This is a genomic window from Planomicrobium soli (assembly GCF_003014655.1).
In the GTDB taxonomy this organism is placed as follows: domain Bacteria; phylum Bacillota; class Bacilli; order Bacillales_A; family Planococcaceae; genus Planococcus; species Planococcus soli_B.
Window position 1 is genome coordinate 130028 of record NZ_PYAT01000005.1, and the last position, 18031, is coordinate 148058.

Annotated in this window: 17 protein-coding genes; 12 read left to right on the top strand and 5 right to left on the bottom strand. The window is 43.5% G+C overall.

Going from position 1 to position 18031, the window contains the following annotated elements:
• The first annotated feature begins 121 nt into the window (after window positions 1–121).
• Together B0H99_RS08130 and B0H99_RS08135 are read left to right on the top strand one after the other, a co-directional pair.
• Window positions 122–709: a xanthine phosphoribosyltransferase gene (locus tag B0H99_RS08130; protein WP_106533148.1), complete on the top strand. Its 588-nt coding sequence runs from the start codon at window positions 122–124 to the stop codon at window positions 707–709.
• Window positions 706–2019, top strand: a complete 1314-nt coding sequence (locus tag B0H99_RS08135; protein WP_106533149.1) for a nucleobase:cation symporter-2 family protein — start codon at window positions 706–708, stop codon at window positions 2017–2019. Before B0H99_RS08130 ends, B0H99_RS08135 begins: the two co-directional genes overlap by 4 nt.
• Before the next feature lie 43 nt (window positions 2020–2062).
• On the opposite strand, the gene B0H99_RS08140 is transcribed toward B0H99_RS08135, so the two are convergent.
• Window positions 2063–3004: an alpha/beta hydrolase gene (locus tag B0H99_RS08140; protein ID WP_106533150.1), complete on the bottom strand. Its 942-nt coding sequence runs from the start codon at window positions 3002–3004 to the stop codon at window positions 2063–2065.
• A 257-nt stretch (window positions 3005–3261) separates the two neighbouring features.
• On the opposite strand from B0H99_RS08140, the gene B0H99_RS08145 reads away from it, so the two are divergent.
• Together B0H99_RS08145 and B0H99_RS08150 are read left to right on the top strand one after the other, a co-directional pair.
• On the top strand, window positions 3262–3957 hold the full coding sequence (locus tag B0H99_RS08145) for a hypothetical protein (RefSeq protein ID WP_106533151.1): 696 nt from the start codon (window positions 3262–3264) through the stop codon (window positions 3955–3957).
• 141 nt (window positions 3958–4098) lie between these two features.
• Window positions 4099–5037, top strand: coding sequence for a ring-cleaving dioxygenase (locus B0H99_RS08150; protein WP_106533152.1), 939 nt, complete (start codon window positions 4099–4101; stop codon window positions 5035–5037).
• Window positions 5038–5084: 47 nt separating this feature from the next.
• Here B0H99_RS08150 and B0H99_RS08155 read toward each other — a convergent pair whose 3' ends face one another.
• The 3 genes from B0H99_RS08155 to B0H99_RS08165 all read right to left on the bottom strand — a co-directional run bounded on the left by B0H99_RS08155 (window position 5085) and on the right by B0H99_RS08165 (window position 7338).
• Window positions 5085–5993 (bottom strand): proline dehydrogenase family protein, encoded by a 909-nt coding sequence (locus B0H99_RS08155; protein ID WP_106533153.1) that lies wholly within the window; start codon window positions 5991–5993, stop codon window positions 5085–5087.
• Window positions 5994–6328: 335 nt separating this feature from the next.
• The gene (locus tag B0H99_RS08160) at window positions 6329–6658 is read right to left on the bottom strand and encodes a hypothetical protein (RefSeq protein WP_106533154.1); all 330 of its coding nucleotides are present in this window, start codon (window positions 6656–6658) and stop codon (window positions 6329–6331) included.
• Window positions 6659–6660: 2 nt separating this feature from the next.
• Window positions 6661–7338 (bottom strand): SCO family protein, encoded by a 678-nt coding sequence (locus B0H99_RS08165; protein ID WP_425440382.1) that lies wholly within the window; start codon window positions 7336–7338, stop codon window positions 6661–6663.
• 147 nt (window positions 7339–7485) lie between these two features.
• Between B0H99_RS08165 and glgB the strand changes: the two genes are divergently transcribed.
• From glgB to B0H99_RS08205, 8 genes are all read left to right on the top strand, one after another.
• Window positions 7486–9369 (top strand): 1,4-alpha-glucan branching protein GlgB, encoded by a 1884-nt coding sequence (glgB, locus tag B0H99_RS08170; protein ID WP_245894460.1) that lies wholly within the window; start codon window positions 7486–7488, stop codon window positions 9367–9369.
• Window positions 9366–10532, top strand: a complete 1167-nt coding sequence (locus B0H99_RS08175) for a glucose-1-phosphate adenylyltransferase (RefSeq protein WP_106533156.1) — start codon at window positions 9366–9368, stop codon at window positions 10530–10532. The genes glgB and B0H99_RS08175 overlap by 4 nt, the downstream gene beginning before the upstream one ends.
• Window positions 10510–11532 (top strand): GlgC family sugar phosphate nucleotidyltransferase, encoded by a 1023-nt coding sequence (locus B0H99_RS08180; protein WP_106533157.1) that lies wholly within the window; start codon window positions 10510–10512, stop codon window positions 11530–11532. The genes B0H99_RS08175 and B0H99_RS08180 overlap by 23 nt, the downstream gene beginning before the upstream one ends.
• Window positions 11529–12965 (top strand): glycogen synthase GlgA, encoded by a 1437-nt coding sequence (gene glgA / locus B0H99_RS08185; RefSeq protein ID WP_106533158.1) that lies wholly within the window; start codon window positions 11529–11531, stop codon window positions 12963–12965. The genes B0H99_RS08180 and glgA overlap by 4 nt, the downstream gene beginning before the upstream one ends.
• 9 nt (window positions 12966–12974) lie before the next feature.
• The gene (gene glgP / locus B0H99_RS08190; protein ID WP_106533159.1) at window positions 12975–15335 is read left to right on the top strand and encodes a glycogen/starch/alpha-glucan family phosphorylase; all 2361 of its coding nucleotides are present in this window, start codon (window positions 12975–12977) and stop codon (window positions 15333–15335) included.
• A 22-nt stretch (window positions 15336–15357) separates the two neighbouring features.
• Window positions 15358–16164, top strand: coding sequence for an SDR family oxidoreductase (locus B0H99_RS08195; protein ID WP_106533160.1), 807 nt, complete (start codon window positions 15358–15360; stop codon window positions 16162–16164).
• A gap of 152 nt (window positions 16165–16316) precedes the next feature.
• On the top strand, window positions 16317–17408 hold the full coding sequence (locus tag B0H99_RS08200) for an MBL fold metallo-hydrolase (RefSeq protein ID WP_106533161.1): 1092 nt from the start codon (window positions 16317–16319) through the stop codon (window positions 17406–17408).
• Between the two features lie 4 nt (window positions 17409–17412).
• A complete protein-coding gene (locus tag B0H99_RS08205) occupies window positions 17413–17673 on the top strand; it encodes a DUF3006 domain-containing protein (protein WP_106533162.1) in 261 nt (86 codons plus the stop codon).
• A gap of 48 nt (window positions 17674–17721) precedes the next feature.
• Here the strand turns inward: B0H99_RS08205 and B0H99_RS08210 are convergent, their stop codons facing one another.
• The gene (locus B0H99_RS08210; RefSeq protein ID WP_106533163.1) at window positions 17722–18018 is read right to left on the bottom strand and encodes a DUF3219 family protein; all 297 of its coding nucleotides are present in this window, start codon (window positions 18016–18018) and stop codon (window positions 17722–17724) included.
• Window positions 18019–18031 lie beyond the last annotated feature (13 nt).

An 18031-nucleotide genomic window follows, 5' to 3' on the forward strand; every position in this document is an offset into this window, starting at 1 on the left:
TTCTTTTCGTTTCCTTTCGGCATCAAGCTCGAAGGACACTGCTCCGCTCATGGTATGAATGGATGCACGTTCTGAGGGCTATTTTTTATGCCTTCGGGCGTGACGAAAGGGGACCAGCTGCATGAAGCAACTACAGGAAAAAATTTTAACGGACGGCAAAGTGCTGTCCGAATCAGTATTGAAGGTTGATTCTTTTTTAAATCATCAAATCGATCCATTGTTAATGCAAGAGATTGGAGATGAATTTGCGGGCCGCTTTGGTAAAGAAGCCATAACGAAAATTCTGACAATCGAGTCATCAGGAATCGCTCCAGCTGTAATGCTTGGGCTGAAACTTGGCGTCCCCGTTGTATTTGCGCGCAAACGGAAATCCCTGACATTGATCGACCAATTGTATACAGCCAGTGTACATTCTTTTACAAAAAATGAAACAAACGAAATTTCTGTCTCCAAAGATTTTATTAAAAGCGACGATGTGGTGTTGATCATCGATGATTTTCTTGCTAACGGACAGGCTGTTCTTGGCCTTGTCGACATTGTGGAACAAGCGGACGCGGCACTTGCAGGCGCCGGCATCGTAATTGAAAAAGGCTTCCAAACAGGCGGCAGTATGATCCGTGAGCGCGGAATCCGTGTGGAGTCGCTTGCAATTATCTCATCGATGGCCAATGGCAAAGTAGAATTTCACCAGGAGGTTCCAACCGTATGAAGAACTCTTTAGGAGCAGCAGCTTTAGGTTTCCAGCATCTTCTTGCCATGTATGCAGGAGCAGTATTAGTGCCATTGATCGTAGGAGAAGCCCTTGGCCTTACACCCGAACAATTAACTTACCTAGTCGCCATCGACATCTTGCTTTGCGGTGTAGCGACCATTCTGCAAATCGTTAACAACCGATTTTTCGGTATCGGCCTGCCAGTAGTTCTAGGTTGTACATTCACGGCAGTTGCCCCTATGATTGCCATTGGAGCTGAATATGGAATATCCGCAATTTATGGTTCTATTTTAGCTTCAGGTTTGTTCGTTGTTCTGATCAGCGGGTTCTTCGGCAGGCTTGTTCGTTTCTTCCCGCCTGTTGTTACAGGGTCTGTAGTAATGATCATCGGAATTACATTGATTCCTGTAGCGATCAATAATATGGGCGGCGGCCAAGGAGCAAGTGACTTTGGTTCAATGACAAATATTGCATTGTCTTTTGGAACTTTGCTGTTCATCATTTTGGTTTACCGTTTCGCGACTGGTTTCATGAGAGCCATCTCCATTTTGCTTGGCTTGATTGCAGGAACAGTTGCGGCAACAATTATGGGGGTGGTTGATTTTACAGCGATCAAAGACGCTTCTTACTTCCATATGGTCGAGCCGTTCTATTTCGGAGCGCCGACTTTTGAATTGTCAGCAATTCTAACAATGTGTTTAGTAGCCATGGTATCGCTAGTCGAATCAACAGGCACTTACTTTGCATTGAGTGATATTACTGAAAAGAAATTGACTGAAAAAGATCTGTCAAAAGGTTACCGGGCAGAAGGTCTGGCTATTGTCCTGGGCGGAATTTTCAATTCGTTCCCATACACGACTTTTTCTCAAAACGTTGGCCTTATCCAGATGTCGGGTGTGAAATCGAGAAAAATCATTTTGATCACCGGATTGATGTTGATCACGCTGGGCTTCTTGCCTAAAGTGGCGGCAGCAACAACGATCATTCCGACTGCGGTGCTTGGCGGAGCAATGATTGCCATGTTCGGCATGGTCATCGCACAAGGCATTAAAATGCTCAGCAAAATCATTTCCGAGTCACAAGAAAACTCTATGATCATCGCTTGTTCTGTCGGTCTTGGCCTTGGAGTTACAGTAGTGCCAGAATTGTTTGCGCAACTGCCTTCAAGCATTCAGATTTTAACAAGCAATGGAATCGTAGCCGGAAGCGTCACGGCAATCGTTTTGAATATTGTCTTCAACATGCTTCCTTCTAAAAGAAAGCAGCAAGTTCGTATGCCGGTGCAAAAAAGTGCAATCAACCATTAATCCATATAAAAGAGCCTTCTGCTGAAGGCTCTTTTTTTAGGTATCAATCGCTTTTCGCCGACAAGAAACTTACTGTCTTTTTTAAAGTTTCCTGAGCATCGATTGTATCCAGTGCGTATTGATATTCGTGTTTCAGCTCTTTGCCGCTCCCTTTGAAAAATACGCTCTCTACTGCGACTCCCTGCAGTCTTAACGCTTGCACCAATTCCTCGGACTGCGAAGCAAACGGATCGCCATCTCCTACTGAAACAAATACTGGCGGAAAATCTGGTGTGATTTGTTTGACTGTCGACATTTCACCGATTCGAGGGAAAGATTCGAAGCGATGGGATCCTGTATATGTATTCAAGAACAAATCAATATTGGGAAAGCCGGTTGCCCTGACCGTATCCATATTGTATAAACCGCACATCAACAAAGCGCCTCTAAGCTGGCCAATCTGGACTGCTGGTTGGATATTCATCGCATTGGCCAACGGTTTGTTGGAAATCACCGCGGCCATTTGGCTGGCTATCTGAGCCCCAGCGGAATCGCCGCCGATAAACAAGCGGCTCATATCGCCGCCATACTTGCTAGCATGGAGCATCATGAATTCGAGTGCAGCATTCGCTTGAAGAATCGGTCCTGGATACAATTGATCGGGCGCTAGAGCGTAATCGATGTTAACCACAACATAACCGGCATTTGCAAGCGCCATGCCGTAATTTTGCCGGCTGTCTTTTGATCCGCCGACATAGCCGCCGCCGTGAATCCATAAAATAACTGGAAGAGGTTCCCTTTGATGAGCCGGACGGTAAATATCCAAAAAACTATTTTTCGTTTCCCCATATATCAAATCTTTCAAGACATGAACTTCTTTTTTTATGGTATTGATATTGGGTGTTGCACTGAAGACCGCAGAACCGGTAATTTGATCGGAAGCGGCAACATTTACAGAAGTCGCGATTTGCTCTGTTGATACGATGGTGAACAAAACGAACATCATGCAAAGAAAGACTCTTATTTTTCTGCGCTTATGAAAGCTTAAATAATTTCTTCTCATGCGACACTTCCTCTAACCCAGTAGTTTCTTTAAAGAATAGTAATCCCATCTTATCCGGGACTTATGGTAAAAAGATAGGGACTTTAGTATCGATATAGCTTTTACAAAAGAGAAATTTACTAAAAAGTGAATTATTATTTGAAATTCGGGTATAGCGGTAAATCATGTGTTTATTTTGCACACATAGAAGAGGGGATTAGATGTTTGGTGTATCAGACTTACTTTCATTAGTCATTTCAGCTTTCATCATTTTACCTGCGGTTGTATTTTTGAGAGAGACAGGATATTTAATTGTCAGTGGAATATTTGGGGTGAAAAATCCGAGGCTTACCATTGGAACAGGTCCACGGATTATTAAATTTGGAATAGTTGATATACGAAAATATTATCACCTTTACAGCTGGTTTTCCTATGATGCGCTTAAATGGAAAAATAATTTCGCATATATATGCATCTATGCAGGGCCTATTTTCATGAACTTGGCGCTGGCTTTAACGCTTAATGCCCTTTTAGCCAATGGAACGATTCAGGAATCTGTAAAGTTTTGGGATCGGTTTGTCTTTTATGCACTCTACTATGTATTATTTGATATTGTGCCAATGAAAACATTTAATGGCAGGCCAAATAATGGACTGATTATTTACGAATTGCTTCGCTACGGAAAGCGGATAGACTATAACCAAGAACCGTTCATCCCATCGACGACTGATGTGGAAAAACAGTATGAAGAAGAAATGGAAAGAATAGAAGAAATAAGAGAGCAGGAAAAAGAAAACACAAGTGTGCAGGAAAATGAGAAGATCGAGCAGCAAAAAGAGCAAGAAAAAGAAGAGTTGAAAGAACAAGAAGAGCAGGAAAAGAAAGAGGTAATCGAACAGCGGCAGAAAGGAAACTGACCATGTGGCCAGACAAGCAAATGCCAATCTGCCAAATAGGCAGTCAAATGCGCCGTATGGCATTGTCTTGAATTCGAGATAAATCGTGTTATACTAAATATTATTGCAACAATCGAACAGGAATTGAAGGAGAGATCATATATGACAAAAAAATCAATGGGCATTCATCACATTACGGCAGTTGTCGGAAATCCTCAGGAAAATGTAGATTTCTATGCAGGTGTCCTGGGATTGCGTCTCGTAAAGCAAACCGTCAACTTTGACGATCCAGGCACTTACCATCTGTATTTTGGCAATGAAGAAGCAGAGCCGGGAACGATCATCACCTTCTTCCCGTGGGGAGACGCCTATAAAGGGCGGATTGGCGATGGTCAAGTAGGCGTGACAACTTATGTTGTTCCGCCCGGCGCTTTGGATTTTTGGGAAAACCGTTTAGCAGGCTTTGATATTCCGGCAACGAAAAGCGAACGGTTCGGTGAGCAGTATTTGAGCTTTGATGATCCGCATGGTCTGCATTTGGAAATCGTAGCCAGACAAGACGGAAGAGACAGCACGTGGAGCTTCGGCGTAATCGGTCCGGACAAAGCCATTAAAGGGTTTGGCGGTGCGACGCTGTATTCTTCGAACGCCGAGAAAACTGCCGAACTATTGGAAACGGGAATGGGATTAGAACGGGTTGGAGAAGAAAGCGATTTGATTCGTTTCCGTTCAACAAGCGAGATCGGCAATATCATTGATTTAAAAAAGGCCCGCAGCAAAGCAGGGAAACTAGGTGTTGGAACAGTCCATCATATTGCATGGCGGGCAAAAGACAACGAAGACCAATTGGATTGGAAGCGGCATATTGAAAACTTCGGCCTTGGGGTTACGCCGGTGCAGGACCGTAATTATTTCAATGCCATCTACTTTAGAGAGTACGGCGACATTTTGTTTGAGATTGCAACGGACTCACCAGGCTTTGCAATTGATGAACCGCAGGAAGCACTAGGCGAAAAATTGATGCTTCCGCAACAATATGAACAGAACCGGGCCCGGCTTCAGCAAGAGCTAGAGCCGATTCAAGTACGTGTGTTGGATTAACTAAAAAACTGCTTCTCCCATTTTAAAACGAGTGGGAGAGGCAGTTTTTATTTTGAAACCATGCTTTTTAATACTAGATTAATGTTTTGTGGACGCTCAGCTAAGCGTCTCATAAAATAGCCATACCAGTCTTGGCCGAACGGAACATATGTGGTGAAGTTATAACCTTCTTTTGCCAGCTCTTTCTGCATCTCCGTGCGGAAGCCGTAAAGCATTTGGAACTCAAAGCGGCTGAACGGGATGTTATTTTGCCGGGCGAACTTTTTCACTTCATCAATGATGTTGTGATCATGTGTGGCAATGGAAGTGAATGCTTTGCCAAGAAGACGGCTTTTGATTAATTTCATGTAATTCTCGTCGATTTCCTGTTTGCCTTGCAAGGAAACTTCTTCGTTTTCTTTGTAGGCGCCTTTGACAAGTCGAAGCCGGACATCCTGCAAGCTTTCCAAATCTTTCTCTGAACGGTACAGGTACGACTGGATGACCGTTCCAACGTTGTCGTATTCCTGCAGCAATTCATCAAGCAAATCGAACGTCTGCTGCAGATGACCATAGTCTTCCATGTCGATGTTGATAAAAATATCGTAGCTGGCAGCAAGAGCAACAATTTCTTTCATGTTTTCAAGACAAAATTTATAATCGACGTCTAAGCCCACTTGAGTGAGTTTAATCGACATATGTGCGTTAACAGCATGAGCTTGGATTGCTTCTAGTGTTTCTAGAATATTTGTTTTCGCATGGAGTGCTTCTTCTCTGCTGTAAACGAATTCCCCGAGGTTATCAATAGTGGCACTAATGCCGTTGCTGTTCAGTTCTTTGACTGATTTCATCATGCTATCGATATCCGTCCCGGCGACAACTTTACTGGCCCCCAGTTTTAATCCCCATTTCTTAGCGCTACTATTCAATAGTTGATTTTTTGACAATGAAATAAAGAAGTCTCTCGTTAATCCCACTTTGTTTCCTCCTATACGTTGATAAGCGCCTGTTTTATATGCATCGCAGCAAAGTGAGCGTCCATAGTCGCTAAGCGGCGATAAAATGAAACTTTCATCAGCGGAGTTTCCTCGTTCCCGCTGTCCGGAAAATCAAGTCATCCATTCATGCTTGGAAAGCAGCGCAGCTGCATCCTAGCCTTTATTATAATCGATAGTTCCCAATCAGCCTAACTTTACCTAAAAGTAAGAAACCAGTAGAAATTCTTTAAGGAGCATTAGTCATATCAACAGAGAAATGAAGGAAACTTAGACAAAAAGCAGACAAAGGGCAACCCTTTGTCTGCTTTCAGTTATCACCAATCTTTTGAGCTTTTTTCCATAATGCCAAGTTCTTTCATTAAGCTCACAAAAAAACTATCGCGATTGCTCTGAAAAGCATTTTCCGTGCACGTGGATTCAGCTGGATAATTCAAATCACGGGCTTCTTGCAGCGTGGATTCTTCAAGGAAGTTTGTCGCGTTCGATTCTTCAAAGCAGGAATAGGCAATGTAGGTCCGGTGTGAGTGTTCCAAAATAACTCGTGTTTGGGGGGATGGCCGGTTATCACGCGGCATGAAAAAGAGCACAAGAAGAACGGCTGCCATCACGGCCGCTATCCATAGCCATTTCTTGTTTTTGCCCATACTTACTCCTCCACCAAGATTTTGATGTCCGAAATGATGTCGTCGACTGGCGGTTTAAGGCCGTCATAGTATTTCATCACCACTCCATTTTTGTCGACAAGAAAAAATGAAGTGCCGTGCATGGCCTGATCTTGATCTTCGGGTTTTCGCGCAATCGTCCTAAAATTTTCCATGGCAAACTGGTCGATCGTTTCCGAAGAATAGCCGGTAAGCAAATGCCAGCTTGATAAATCCGCGCCGTAATTTTCTGCATAGGACTTTAACACTTCAGGAGTATCAAAAGCCGGATCAGCTGTAAAAGAAACAATTTTCACATTAAGCCCTTCTTGTTTCAACTGCGCCTGAAGGTCGGTCATGTTTGCCATCATCGGCAAGCAAACCGTCGTGCAATTTGTAAATACAAAGTCAGCCAGCCATACTTCGCCTTGTAGATCGGCTAGGCCCACTTGTTCATTTTCCTGATTTGTAAATGTGAAATCTTCGACTTCCCAGTTTAATGGATCTTTTATCGATTGTCCGCATCCTGTGAGGATGAGGGAAAGAAGCAACAGTGAAAAAAGCCAGACGTTTTTTTTCAAGGTTCCTCGTCCTCGCTTTCTGTAACTAGTTTTGTTCTCCATAAGCGTAGTAGAAATGCTGCTTTCAAACAAGTGCTTTACAGGGGGAATATGTGTAAACATTTCGAACAGCCTCCATATTTAATGGAAACAATCAATTTTATTAATTATTTTCTGACTATTTTGCATTTTTTCAAGGGATTTCTAAGCTGTTTGTAGAATACTTAGTAAGAAATGACGAGGAGCGGCAGTCCTTTTGGAGGTGTTAAATTGATTAGCCACACAAACTCTTTGACGCAAGAAAAATTATTGGACTTCCATGAAGGTCGAATGATAGATGCTTACCGGTATTTTGGTTCGCATATCAAAGGCGACGAAACAACTTTTACTGTTTGGGCACCAGATGTAACAACAGTCACAGTAATTTGCACCAATATCAAAGATGATATAGAAGAAAGATTTCCAATGGCTACCCATCCGCTCGATTCGACTGTTTGGCAAATATCCGTGCCGAGAATGACGATGGGCTATCGGTATGAATATGAAATCGAAACGCTGCAAAAAGAAAAGCTTCGCAAAGTCGATCCTTTTGCTCGCGCAAGTGAAAAAAGGCCGCAAAGCCGTTCAATTGTGCAACCGGAATCCATATACGTTTGGCCAGATTCGGTTCTTGCCAATAAGAGAGCGCCAAACCCACAACATTATGAAGAGCCGATGGCAATTTATGAATTGCATATCGGCACATGGAAGCGAACAAAGAGCGGCCGATTTTTAACATACCGGGAATTAGCTGAAGAAGTAATTCCATATGTGAAGAAGCAAGGCTTTACCCATATTGAGGTCATGCCCATTACAGAACACCCTTTGGACGAATCGTGGGGGTACCAAACTACCGGCTATTTTTCGCCTACAAGCAGGTATGGTTCCGGGGACGATTTAAAATATTTTGTACAAAAATGTAAAGAAAATGAAATTGGCATTTTTCTTGATTGGGTACCTGGCCACTTCTGCGTAGATCTTCATGCATTGGCTTTATTTAATGGCACGCCGCTATACGAGGAATCGAGGCCGGAGCGCAGGATGAATCCGGATTGGGGGACGTTGAACTTTGATGTGCGCAAGGGGGAGGTAGTCAGCTTTCTCTTATCAAGCAGCCATTACTGGCTGGATGAATTTAAGTTTGACGGTTTTCGGATGGACGCCTTGGTTAATTTGCTGTTTGTTCCAAATGATCCAGATCGAACTCATAACAAGGACGGGGTGGCATTCCTTCGGACGTTGACAGCTTCACTAAGGCACCATCACCCGGAAGCGGTGCTTATTGCAGAAGACGCCTGGCATTATCCGAAAGTAACCGGGGACATTGAAGAAGGCGGAGTGGGATTCCATTACAAATGGAATTTTGGCTGGATGAATGATGTCCAGGAATATATGAAAACGCCGCCTGCAGAGCGCTCCCGTGTTCATGGCAATATAAATTTCTCGATTTTTTATCATTACGAAGAACGTTTTATCTCGACTTTTTCACACGATGAATTTGTACATGGCCAAGGATCTTTGCTTAACAAACTTCCTGGCACTTATGAAGAGAAATTTCATCAACTGCGTCTGCTTCTTGGGTTTTGGGTTGCGCATCCAGGAAAGAAGTTGCTGTTTATGGGACAGGAGTTTGGCCATTTTGACGAATGGAAGTTCCAGCCTCAATTAGACTGGCACTTGTATGATTTTAAAGCCCATCGGCAAATGGCGTTATTTACAAAAGAATTATTAACTTTCTATAAAGGGGAAAAAGCCTTGTTCGAGCTGGACGATAAACGGGAGGGCTTCCAGTGGCTTGATGCAGACAACAGCAAGCAAAGCGTGGCTTCGTTTGTCCGCAGAGGGCGCTCGCCGGAAAATGAGTGCATCATCATCTGCAATTTTTCAGACAAGCATTACCCGGATTTCCAGGTTGGGGTTCCATCAAAAGGCGTTTACCAACAGATATTTTCGACAGATTTTGCTCATTACGGAGGGAATAGTGAACAGCAACCTGTTCTGGTCCTTGCTAGGGAAGCTCCCTTCAATAACCAAAGCCAATCAATTGAAATAAATCTGCCCGCCTTCACCATGAGCATTTGGAAGAAAAATTGGGATAGGAGTGAAGTTGAATGAAGACCGAAATCGTGGCTATGCTTTTAGCAGGAGGACAAGGAAGCCGGCTTAAATCACTGACGTATAACATTGCCAAACCTGCCATTCCATTTGGCGGGAAATACCGGATCATCGATTTCCCCTTATCAAACTGCATGAATTCAGAAATCCATACTGTCGGTGTTCTGACCCAATACCAGCCCCATGTACTGCACAATTACATCGGACTTGGAACACCTTGGGATTTGGACCGGCGCAATGGCGGCGTAACAATGTTGACGCCTTACGCTGCGATGGGCGGCATCCGATGGTACGACGGAACAGCCAACGCTATTTATCAAAACATCAATTATTTGATGGAACATGATCCCGAATACGTCATCATTTTATCTGGCGATCACATTTATAAAATGGATTACGGCATGATGCTCGATTTTCATAAAGAGCAGCAAGCTGATGCCACCATCTCGGTCATCGAAGTGCCATGGGAAGAGACCCATCGATTTGGCATCATGAACACTGATGAAAACATGGAAGTAATCGAATTCGTCGAAAAGCCGAAAGATGCAAAAAGCAATCTGGCTTCGATGGGCGTTTATATATTCAATTGGCAGAAGTTGAAAGATTATTTGGTATTGGACAATGAAAATGAAGATTCTTCCCATGACTTTGGCCATGATATCATCCCGTTGATGCTTGGCAAAGGAGAAAAATTAGTTGCTTACCCTTATAAGGGATACTGGAAAGATGTGGGGACAGTAGAAAGCTTATGGCAAGCCAATATGGACTTGTTGAACCCGGAGTCAGGATTGAACTTGCATGATCCGGCCTGGCGCATCTTCTCTTCGAACCCTCAGTTGCCGCCGCAAGTAGTTACAGAAACGGGCTATGTTCAAGAGTCTTTTGTCAACGAAGGCTGTGTTATTGAAGGGGAAGTAGCTAAATCAGTAGTTTTCCAAGATGTTTATGTGAAAGAAGGGGCGGTTATTCATGATTGCGTCATCATGAGCGATGTAGTTGTAGGAACCGGTGCAAAATTGTCGAGAGCAATCGTTCCTCCATCTTTCAACGTTCCAGATAACTTTGAAATACAAAACCAAGAAGGCGAGATCATTTTATTAACAGATGAGATTATCGAGAAATGGAAAGGAAGTGGTGAACATGCGTTTGATGGCAATCGTTGATGCAGCGGTTAGAATGCCTGGATTGGAAGATTTAACGATGTACCGTTCGACAGCCACTGTCCCTTTTGCAGGACGATACCGGCTGATTGATTTCACATTATCCAATGTGGTCAATTCCGGCATCAACTCAGTCGGCATTTTCCCCACTAATCCGTTCGGTTCACTTTTGGATCATGTTGGAATGGGGAAAAGTTGGGATTTGGACCACAGAAAAGATGGGTTATTTCTTCTGCCTCCTACGCAGCTGAATGGGGGACACTTGAGTGTTGGCACTTTTGCGGCGTTGGAAGAACATAAAGCTTTTATAACGAAGAGCAGACGGCCGTACGTTGTCATTACAAACTGCTATACGGTTTCCCAAATCAAATATCATAAGATGCTGCATGCTCATGTCGAGTCGGGAATGGACATTACTGAAGCTGTCAGCGGAGACATTTCATTGAAAAGCTACATCATGTCCAAAGATCTTTTGATGGAGTTGATAGATGTCTACAAAGAAAAACGAATTATCAGTGTAGAGGACCTTGTCAATTTGAAAAAGAAACCTTATACGTATGGCCGTTTTGAATACGAGGGTTATGTAGCCGTCATCGACTCAATTCAAAGTTATTTTAGTGAATCAATGGCTTTGTTAAATGTCGATCAATGGAACGAGTTGTTTATCCATGACTGTCCTATTTATACAAAAGTAAAAGATGAACCACCAGCCCGGTATTTGAAAGGTTCGTTAGTGAGACGGGCAATGCTAGCTAATGGCGGGACCATCGAAGGAACAGTAACAGAAAGCATTCTTGGAAGGGCAGTTATAGTCAAAAAGAATGCGAAGTTGGATCGCTGCATTATCATGCAAAAATGCTTCATTGGAGAAGGCTGCGATTTATCCTATGTAATTGCCGATAAAGACGTCTACATTGAAGCAGGAGTAGTCTTGCATGGGACAAAAGAAAATCCAATTGTCTTGCGCAAAGGGGAACGAGTGTTGAAGGAGGAAGTTGGATGAGAATTGTCATGGCAGCAGCCGAGTGTGCCCCTTTTGTAAAAGTGGGAGGGCTTGGTGATGTAATGGGGGCATTGCCAAAAGAATTGGTGGAGCTGGGCCATGAAGTAATGGTCATACTCCCAAAATACAACTTAATTCCAGAGAAATACGAAGAGGAATTCTCGTTCGTTAAAGAAATTGAAATTCCGTTTAAATATGACAAGAAAAAATGTGGAATTTTTGAATATGTACAAAATGGTGTACGGTTTATTTTTCTGGAACATGATAATTATTTTAAGCGGGAACGTGTTTATGGGCATACCGATGACGCCGAACGCTACGCTTTTTTTAACCGGGCAGCCTTGGCAGTAATGCAAGTTTTGGATTTTAAAGCGGATATATTGCATGTCCATGATTGGCATGCAGCAATGATGCCATTCTTGGTAAGGGAAGATGAACAGTTCCGAGAATTCAATGAGAACATCAAAACAATGCTGACAATCCATAATCTATTTTATCAAGGGCCTTATTCTAAAGAGGTTTTTCTTTCAAATTACGAGATGGACGAACGTTATTTTGACGAAGGCATAGTTGAATGGAATGGCAAGTTCAATATGATGAAGGCCGGTTTGTTATATGCTGACTGCATAACTACTGTCAGCCCTACTTATCGGGATGAAGTCCTTACAGAAAAGTATGGGGAAAAATTGCACCCTTTGCTTCAGGAACTAGAAGCGAAATTTATCGGCATAATAAACGGCATCGATACACTTGCTTACAATCCGGCGACTGACTTAATGATTGAAAAAGAATATGACCACACCAGTATGGAAGAAAAAGCGGCAAACAAACGGGCGCTTCAGAAAAAGTTCGAGTTGCCGGTACGTGGGGATATTCCTTTGTTGACCATGGTGTCAAGACTCTCCAAGCAAAAAGGCATTGATGTTTTAATGGAAACCTTACCGGAAGTAATTGAGAAATTCGATGTGCAATTTATGTTGTTGGGAACCGGCGAAGAAAAAAATGAACGATTTTTCCGGCAGTTAGCAGAAGATTACCCTGAAAAAGTAGGGATTTATATCGGTTTTGATGAAGCACTTGCCCACCTAATGTATGCGGGAGCTGACATCTTTTTGATGCCTTCACATTTTGAACCTTGTGGATTAAGCCAGTTAATTTCAATGCGCTATGGTACTGTTCCCGTAGCCAACAAAACTGGCGGCTTGAAGGATACTATCGAAGAATATGATGAAAATAGCCATAGCGGCACGGGCTTTCTTAGCGACTTTTCACAGGAGGAATCGTTTTCCGGTGCATTGGAGCGGGCTTTATCACTGTATTCAAAACCGGAACATTGGGAGAAGATCAAGCAAAATGGAATGGCAGGCGACTATTCTTGGGCGCATTCTGCAAAGGAATATGCGGAGGAATACGAGAGGATAGCCAGAGGGTGAGGATGCAGTATGTTCTATTCGAAAGAAGAGTTTAAAGAAGAGTTGACAAAGCGCTTGGCACAAGACGATGGAAAGAAAGAGCCGCGTATAGCATATGCAGTACTTGGTGCTATGGTGAAAGAAATGGTGGAAGAGGAATGGATTCGAACAAAAGAGCGCTACGAAAAATCTGAGGCAAAGCAGTTATATTATTTTTCAATCGAGTTTTTAATCGGCCGGCTGCTTGGACAAAATCTTCATAGTATGGGGATTTTCACAATTGTGCGAGAAGGATTAGAGGAACTCGGCTATAGCCTGGAGGATTTCGAAGAAATGGAGCCGGAACCTGGACTTGGCAATGGGGGTCTCGGCCGGTTGGCTGCTTGTTTTTTGGATTCTCTTGCAGCTTTGCAGTTGCCGGGCCATGGCTGCGGAATCCGTTACAAAGGCGGTTTGTTCACCCAACAGATTGAAAATGGATTTCAGATGGAAATCCCAACAGATTGGATAAAGGAAACAGAAAATTGGGAGGTCAGAAGAGAAGATCTGGCGGTGGAAATCCCGTTTTATGGCCGTCTGCATCCGCATCTTACAGATATAGAATGGGTCAAAGCTGTCCCGTACGATATGCCGATTATCGGCGCATCCGGCGGAACAGTGAATACGCTGCGGCTTTGGCAAGCTGAAGTTTCCGAGCGTCCGCTTCCGGCGCATAAAGATTTCGAGGAATATACGGTAGAAACTGCGGCGATTTCCGACCGCCTCTATCCTAACGATTCCCTGGTTAGCGGAAAGATTTTGCGTTTGAAACAGCAGTATTTTATGTGCAGTGCTTCTCTTCAAATCATCTTAAAAACCTTGCCTTCTTCGGTTCGGCAACTGCCCGATCAAGTGGCAATCCAAATCAATGACACTCATCCGGCCATTGCAATACCCGAATTGATGCGCCTGTTGCTTGATGAGGAAGGGTTAGATTGGGATGAAGCTTGGAATCTTACAACTCGAACAATTTCCTATACAAATCACACCATTCTAGGAGAAGCAATGGAAAAATGGGATAGCCATTTGCTGGCGACATTGGTTCCGCGTGTCTATGAAATCATCCAGGAAATTGACCGCCGTTTTAAAGCACAGCTACAAGAACAGCATTGCAAAGAAGAAGTGTTCAAAAAAATGTCCATCATCGACAATGGCATTGTCAAAATGGCTGTGCTGGCTGTAGTAGGCAGTTATAAAGTAAATGGAGTGGCTCAGCTTCACACGGACATCTTAAAAAATCGGGAAATGAAAGAATTGTACAAACAGTTCCCTGAAAAATTCCACAATAAAACCAATGGAATCACCCACCGTCGCTGGCTTATCAAAGCCAACCCGGAGCTAACGAATTTAATCAAAGAATCTATTGGAGAAGAATGGATAAAAAAACCAATTCTTTTAAATGATTTGGACAAGTTTGTCGGTAATCCTTCTTTCCAGGAAGCCTTAAAAACGGTAAAGCAGACGAAAAAAAATCAGCTGATTGCCCATGTTGAAAAAGCAGGGGACAGTTTGATTGATCCGCATTCCATCTTCGATATTCATATCAAACGGTTCCATGGCTATAAACGCCAATTAATGAACATTCTTCATATCCAATCGCTTTATGACCGCATCAAAGAAGACAGCACTTACCGGCCTTATCCACGGACGTTCTTCTTTGGGGGAAAAGCGGCTCCTGGCTATGAATTTGCCAAACAGGTCATCAAACTGATCAACGTCGTGGCGGATAAAATAAACAAAGATCCTTTAGTACGCAAACACATTCATATTGTTTTTGTGGAAAATTATAACGTTAGCCATGGCGAGAGGATGTTTCCCGCCGCTGATGTCAGCGAACAGATTTCGACTGCTTCCAAGGAAGCTTCAGGTACAGGAAATATGAAGTTTATGATGAATGGTGCAGTGACTTTGGGGACTCTTGACGGAGCCAACGTTGAAATCGTCGAGCAAGTCGGCAAGGAAAATGCATTTATTTTCGGATTGCATTCGCAGCAAATCATGCAGCTTGAAAAGCACAAAACATACCGGGCACAAGAAGTGATTGCGCAAAATCAGGAGTTGGAGAGCCTCACAGCACGGCTGTTTCGCGGTGAACTTTCTAATGGAAGTGAAAACATCAGCTTTATCCACAAACAGTTAGTAGATTTAAACGACCCATATTTTGTGCTGAAGGATTTCAATAGCTACGCTGCCATGCATGAAAAAGTACTGGGAGCATATGAAGACCCACAGTTGTGGAGTAGAATGTCGATAAAAAACATTGCAGAATCCGGCGTTTTTTCCAGCGACCGCACTATCCAGCAGTATTCGGATGAAGTATGGCACCTCGAGAAAATTTTAAGTACATCTTGAGATTTGAAAGGATGGTAATGGAGTGGATAAATCATTCAATAACACGGATCTGGAAGATTACAAAGAAAGCGGGGTGTTGAAAGGGAAAGTGGCACTTGTTACCGGAGGCAGCAGCGGCATTGGCCGCGCCGTGTCTATCGCGTATGCAAAAGAAGGCGCAAAAGTGGTGATTGGTTACCTGGACGATGAGGAATCAGCCAATGAAACGATAAAAGTCATCGAAAAATATGGTGGGGAAGCAAGGGCGCTGAACGCGGACTTGAGCACCTCGGACAACTGCAACCGGCTGGTCCAGTTTGCAATGGATGAATTTGGCCAGTTAGACGTTGTGGTCAACAATGCGGGCTTTCAATATCCTCAAACATCCCCTCTCGATATTTCGGATGAACAATTGCTGAAAACTTTTCAGATTAAAGTGTTTGCCATGTTTTATGTTACCAGAGCTGCCCTGCCGCACTTGAAAAAAGGGAGCCGCATCATCAATACGGCTTCCATCAATGCTTACCAAGGGCATTCAGATTTGATTGATTATGCAGGTGCCAATGGAGCCATTGTTTCCTTGACCCGTTCCTTGGCACGGCGCCTGGTCGATCAGGATATTGCAGTTAACGGCATTGCGCCGGGACCAATTTGGACACCGCTCATTACGAAAACGTTCGAAGACATCAATCCGGATGTGGCGGAAGATTTCGGGAAAGATGTACCTGTAGGCCGTCCTGGGCAGCCATATGAATTGGCGAAAGCTTTCGTTTTCTTGGCAGATCCGCAAAACTCATACATGACCGGCCAATTTTTGCATATAAACGGCGGCGGTTATATGTCATCGTAATACTTCAATTAGAATAATTAGAACAAGGCCGTTCCGGAACTTCCGGGCGGCCTTTTAAGTTGCGTAAGTAAGATGAAGAATGGCCGGGAAGGTGAGAGCAGAAAAAAAGGAATACCTTATGGTAAAATGCAGTATGAAATGAGGGAAAGCCTATGAAGAAAAAATGGCTGATTTTCTATAGCATACTGATTCTATTGCTGATGGCTGCCTGCATTCGGCCAGGAGAAAAAGCGGAAGTGGCCAAGCCTAAAAAACAAGCGGCTCAAGAACAGCAAAGCGGCGGCTTACAAGTGCACTTTATTGATGTGGGGCAGGGAGACGCGACATTGCTCGTAACAGAAGAACATACGATGCTTATTGATGCAGGTGATTGGAATTCTACGGCCACAATCGATTATTTGAAACAACAGGGAATTGAAAAAATCGACATCGCTGTCGGGACCCATCCTGACTCTGACCATATCGGGCAATTGGCAGATGTTATCAATAACTTTGACGTAGGGGAAGTGTGGATGTCGGGAAATGAAAGTACGTCCAATACGTTCATTAATACGTTAGAGGCGATCGACTTGGCGGGCACCGATTACTATGAACCGCGAAGCGGGGAAATATTTGATTTGGGCGCCATGGAAATTGAAGTGCTGTATCCGGAAAAAGCCACTGGAAAAGCAAATGAAGAGTCGATTTCGATGAAACTGACTTACGGCGATGTCCGTTTTGTCTTTACAGGAGATTCCGGGGTTAAAGAAGAACAAAATATGATTGATAGCGGAATGGAATTGGATGCGGAAGTTTTGCATTTGGGGCATCACGGTTCCAATACATCTACTGGCAACGCGTTCTTAAAAGCAGTATCACCTGAAATTGCTGTTTACAGTGCAGGTGAAGGAAATTCATATGGACATCCCCATGCAGAAGTATTGGCAGCGGTGGAAAACGCTGGAGCGGAAGTATACGGCACCGACGTCAATGGGACGGTCATTGTGCAGACAGACGGCAAAACATACAGCGTGTCTGTTGAACGGAACGGAGTTGCAAAGGAAGGGAAAAACCGGTGCATCGATTTGAATGCAGCGTCTTCTTCAGAATTGCAGGAAATTGAAGGGATTGGATCCGCTTTTGCAAAAGAGATCATAGCTGAGCGGCCGTTCCGGACAATTGACCAATTAACTGAAATCAAAGGCATAGGGCCTGGAAAACTTAAAAACATTAAAGAACAAGGTCTTGCTTGTGTGGGGGGATAACAGGATGAAAGGGATGCTTGATCGAATCGAAGATGACTCCAAGGCAGTTATTTTGGTGGAAGAAAGCGGCAGGGAGATTATTGTTCCAGTTTCTCAATTGCCTGAAGGAAGTCGGGTGCATTCATGGTTCACGATTACGATGGAAGAGGAAGAGGTAGTGTTGATTGAGGTTGACGAACCATTGACTCAGGCAAAAGCAGCTCACGCACAGAATTTGATGCAGCGGCTAAAAAGGAAGTCGGGTAGCCGTTTTAAAAGAAGATGAAATGAAAAATCCCCGCCTCCTTTTTGGAAGGACGGGGATTTTTGAACTTTATCCTTTCTCTGTCAGTTCTAACTTGTAATCTGCTACTTGATCTTCTTCATAAAGGTTTGTGATGGAAGTTGAGTAGTTGGAGATAGCTGCAAAAAAGTCCAATTCTTTTTCAGGCACTTGAATACGGAATTCCATCTTATACAACAAGACAGCAATGTCGTGATACTCGGCGCTTGTCACTTTAAAGTCAAAGGCGATTTTTCGCTTGGTCTTTCCGGAGGCATCATCAGTAATGGTTTCTTCCTGAAAACTCAACGCATCAATTTTTGTATCGTCAATCCATACCAAAGTCATTTTGCTTCCACCT

What these genes read in the sequence shown, in the direction of transcription:
- B0H99_RS08150 (WP_106533152.1), top strand. Translation starts at nt 4,099, where the DNA reads ATGACAAAAAAATCAATGGGCATTCATCACATTACGGCAGTTGTCGGA.
- B0H99_RS08210 (WP_106533163.1), bottom strand. Translation starts at nt 18,018, where the DNA reads ATGACTTTGGTATGGATTGACGATACAAAAATTGATGCGTTGAGTTTT.
- glgA (WP_106533158.1), top strand. Translation starts at nt 11,529, where the DNA reads ATGAGAATTGTCATGGCAGCAGCCGAGTGTGCCCCTTTTGTAAAAGTG.
- B0H99_RS08135 (WP_106533149.1), top strand. Translation starts at nt 706, where the DNA reads ATGAAGAACTCTTTAGGAGCAGCAGCTTTAGGTTTCCAGCATCTTCTT.
- B0H99_RS08205 (WP_106533162.1), top strand. Translation starts at nt 17,413, where the DNA reads ATGAAAGGGATGCTTGATCGAATCGAAGATGACTCCAAGGCAGTTATT.
- B0H99_RS08160 (WP_106533154.1), bottom strand. Translation starts at nt 6,658, where the DNA reads ATGGGCAAAAACAAGAAATGGCTATGGATAGCGGCCGTGATGGCAGCC.
- B0H99_RS08130 (WP_106533148.1), top strand. Translation starts at nt 122, where the DNA reads ATGAAGCAACTACAGGAAAAAATTTTAACGGACGGCAAAGTGCTGTCC.
- B0H99_RS08165 (WP_425440382.1), bottom strand. Translation starts at nt 7,338, where the DNA reads ATGTTTACACATATTCCCCCTGTAAAGCACTTGTTTGAAAGCAGCATT.
- B0H99_RS08200 (WP_106533161.1), top strand. Translation starts at nt 16,317, where the DNA reads ATGAAGAAAAAATGGCTGATTTTCTATAGCATACTGATTCTATTGCTG.
- glgP (WP_106533159.1), top strand. Translation starts at nt 12,975, where the DNA reads ATGTTCTATTCGAAAGAAGAGTTTAAAGAAGAGTTGACAAAGCGCTTG.
- B0H99_RS08140 (WP_106533150.1), bottom strand. Translation starts at nt 3,004, where the DNA reads ATGATGTTCGTTTTGTTCACCATCGTATCAACAGAGCAAATCGCGACT.
- B0H99_RS08175 (WP_106533156.1), top strand. Translation starts at nt 9,366, where the DNA reads ATGAAGACCGAAATCGTGGCTATGCTTTTAGCAGGAGGACAAGGAAGC.
- B0H99_RS08180 (WP_106533157.1), top strand. Translation starts at nt 10,510, where the DNA reads ATGCGTTTGATGGCAATCGTTGATGCAGCGGTTAGAATGCCTGGATTG.
- B0H99_RS08145 (WP_106533151.1), top strand. Translation starts at nt 3,262, where the DNA reads ATGTTTGGTGTATCAGACTTACTTTCATTAGTCATTTCAGCTTTCATC.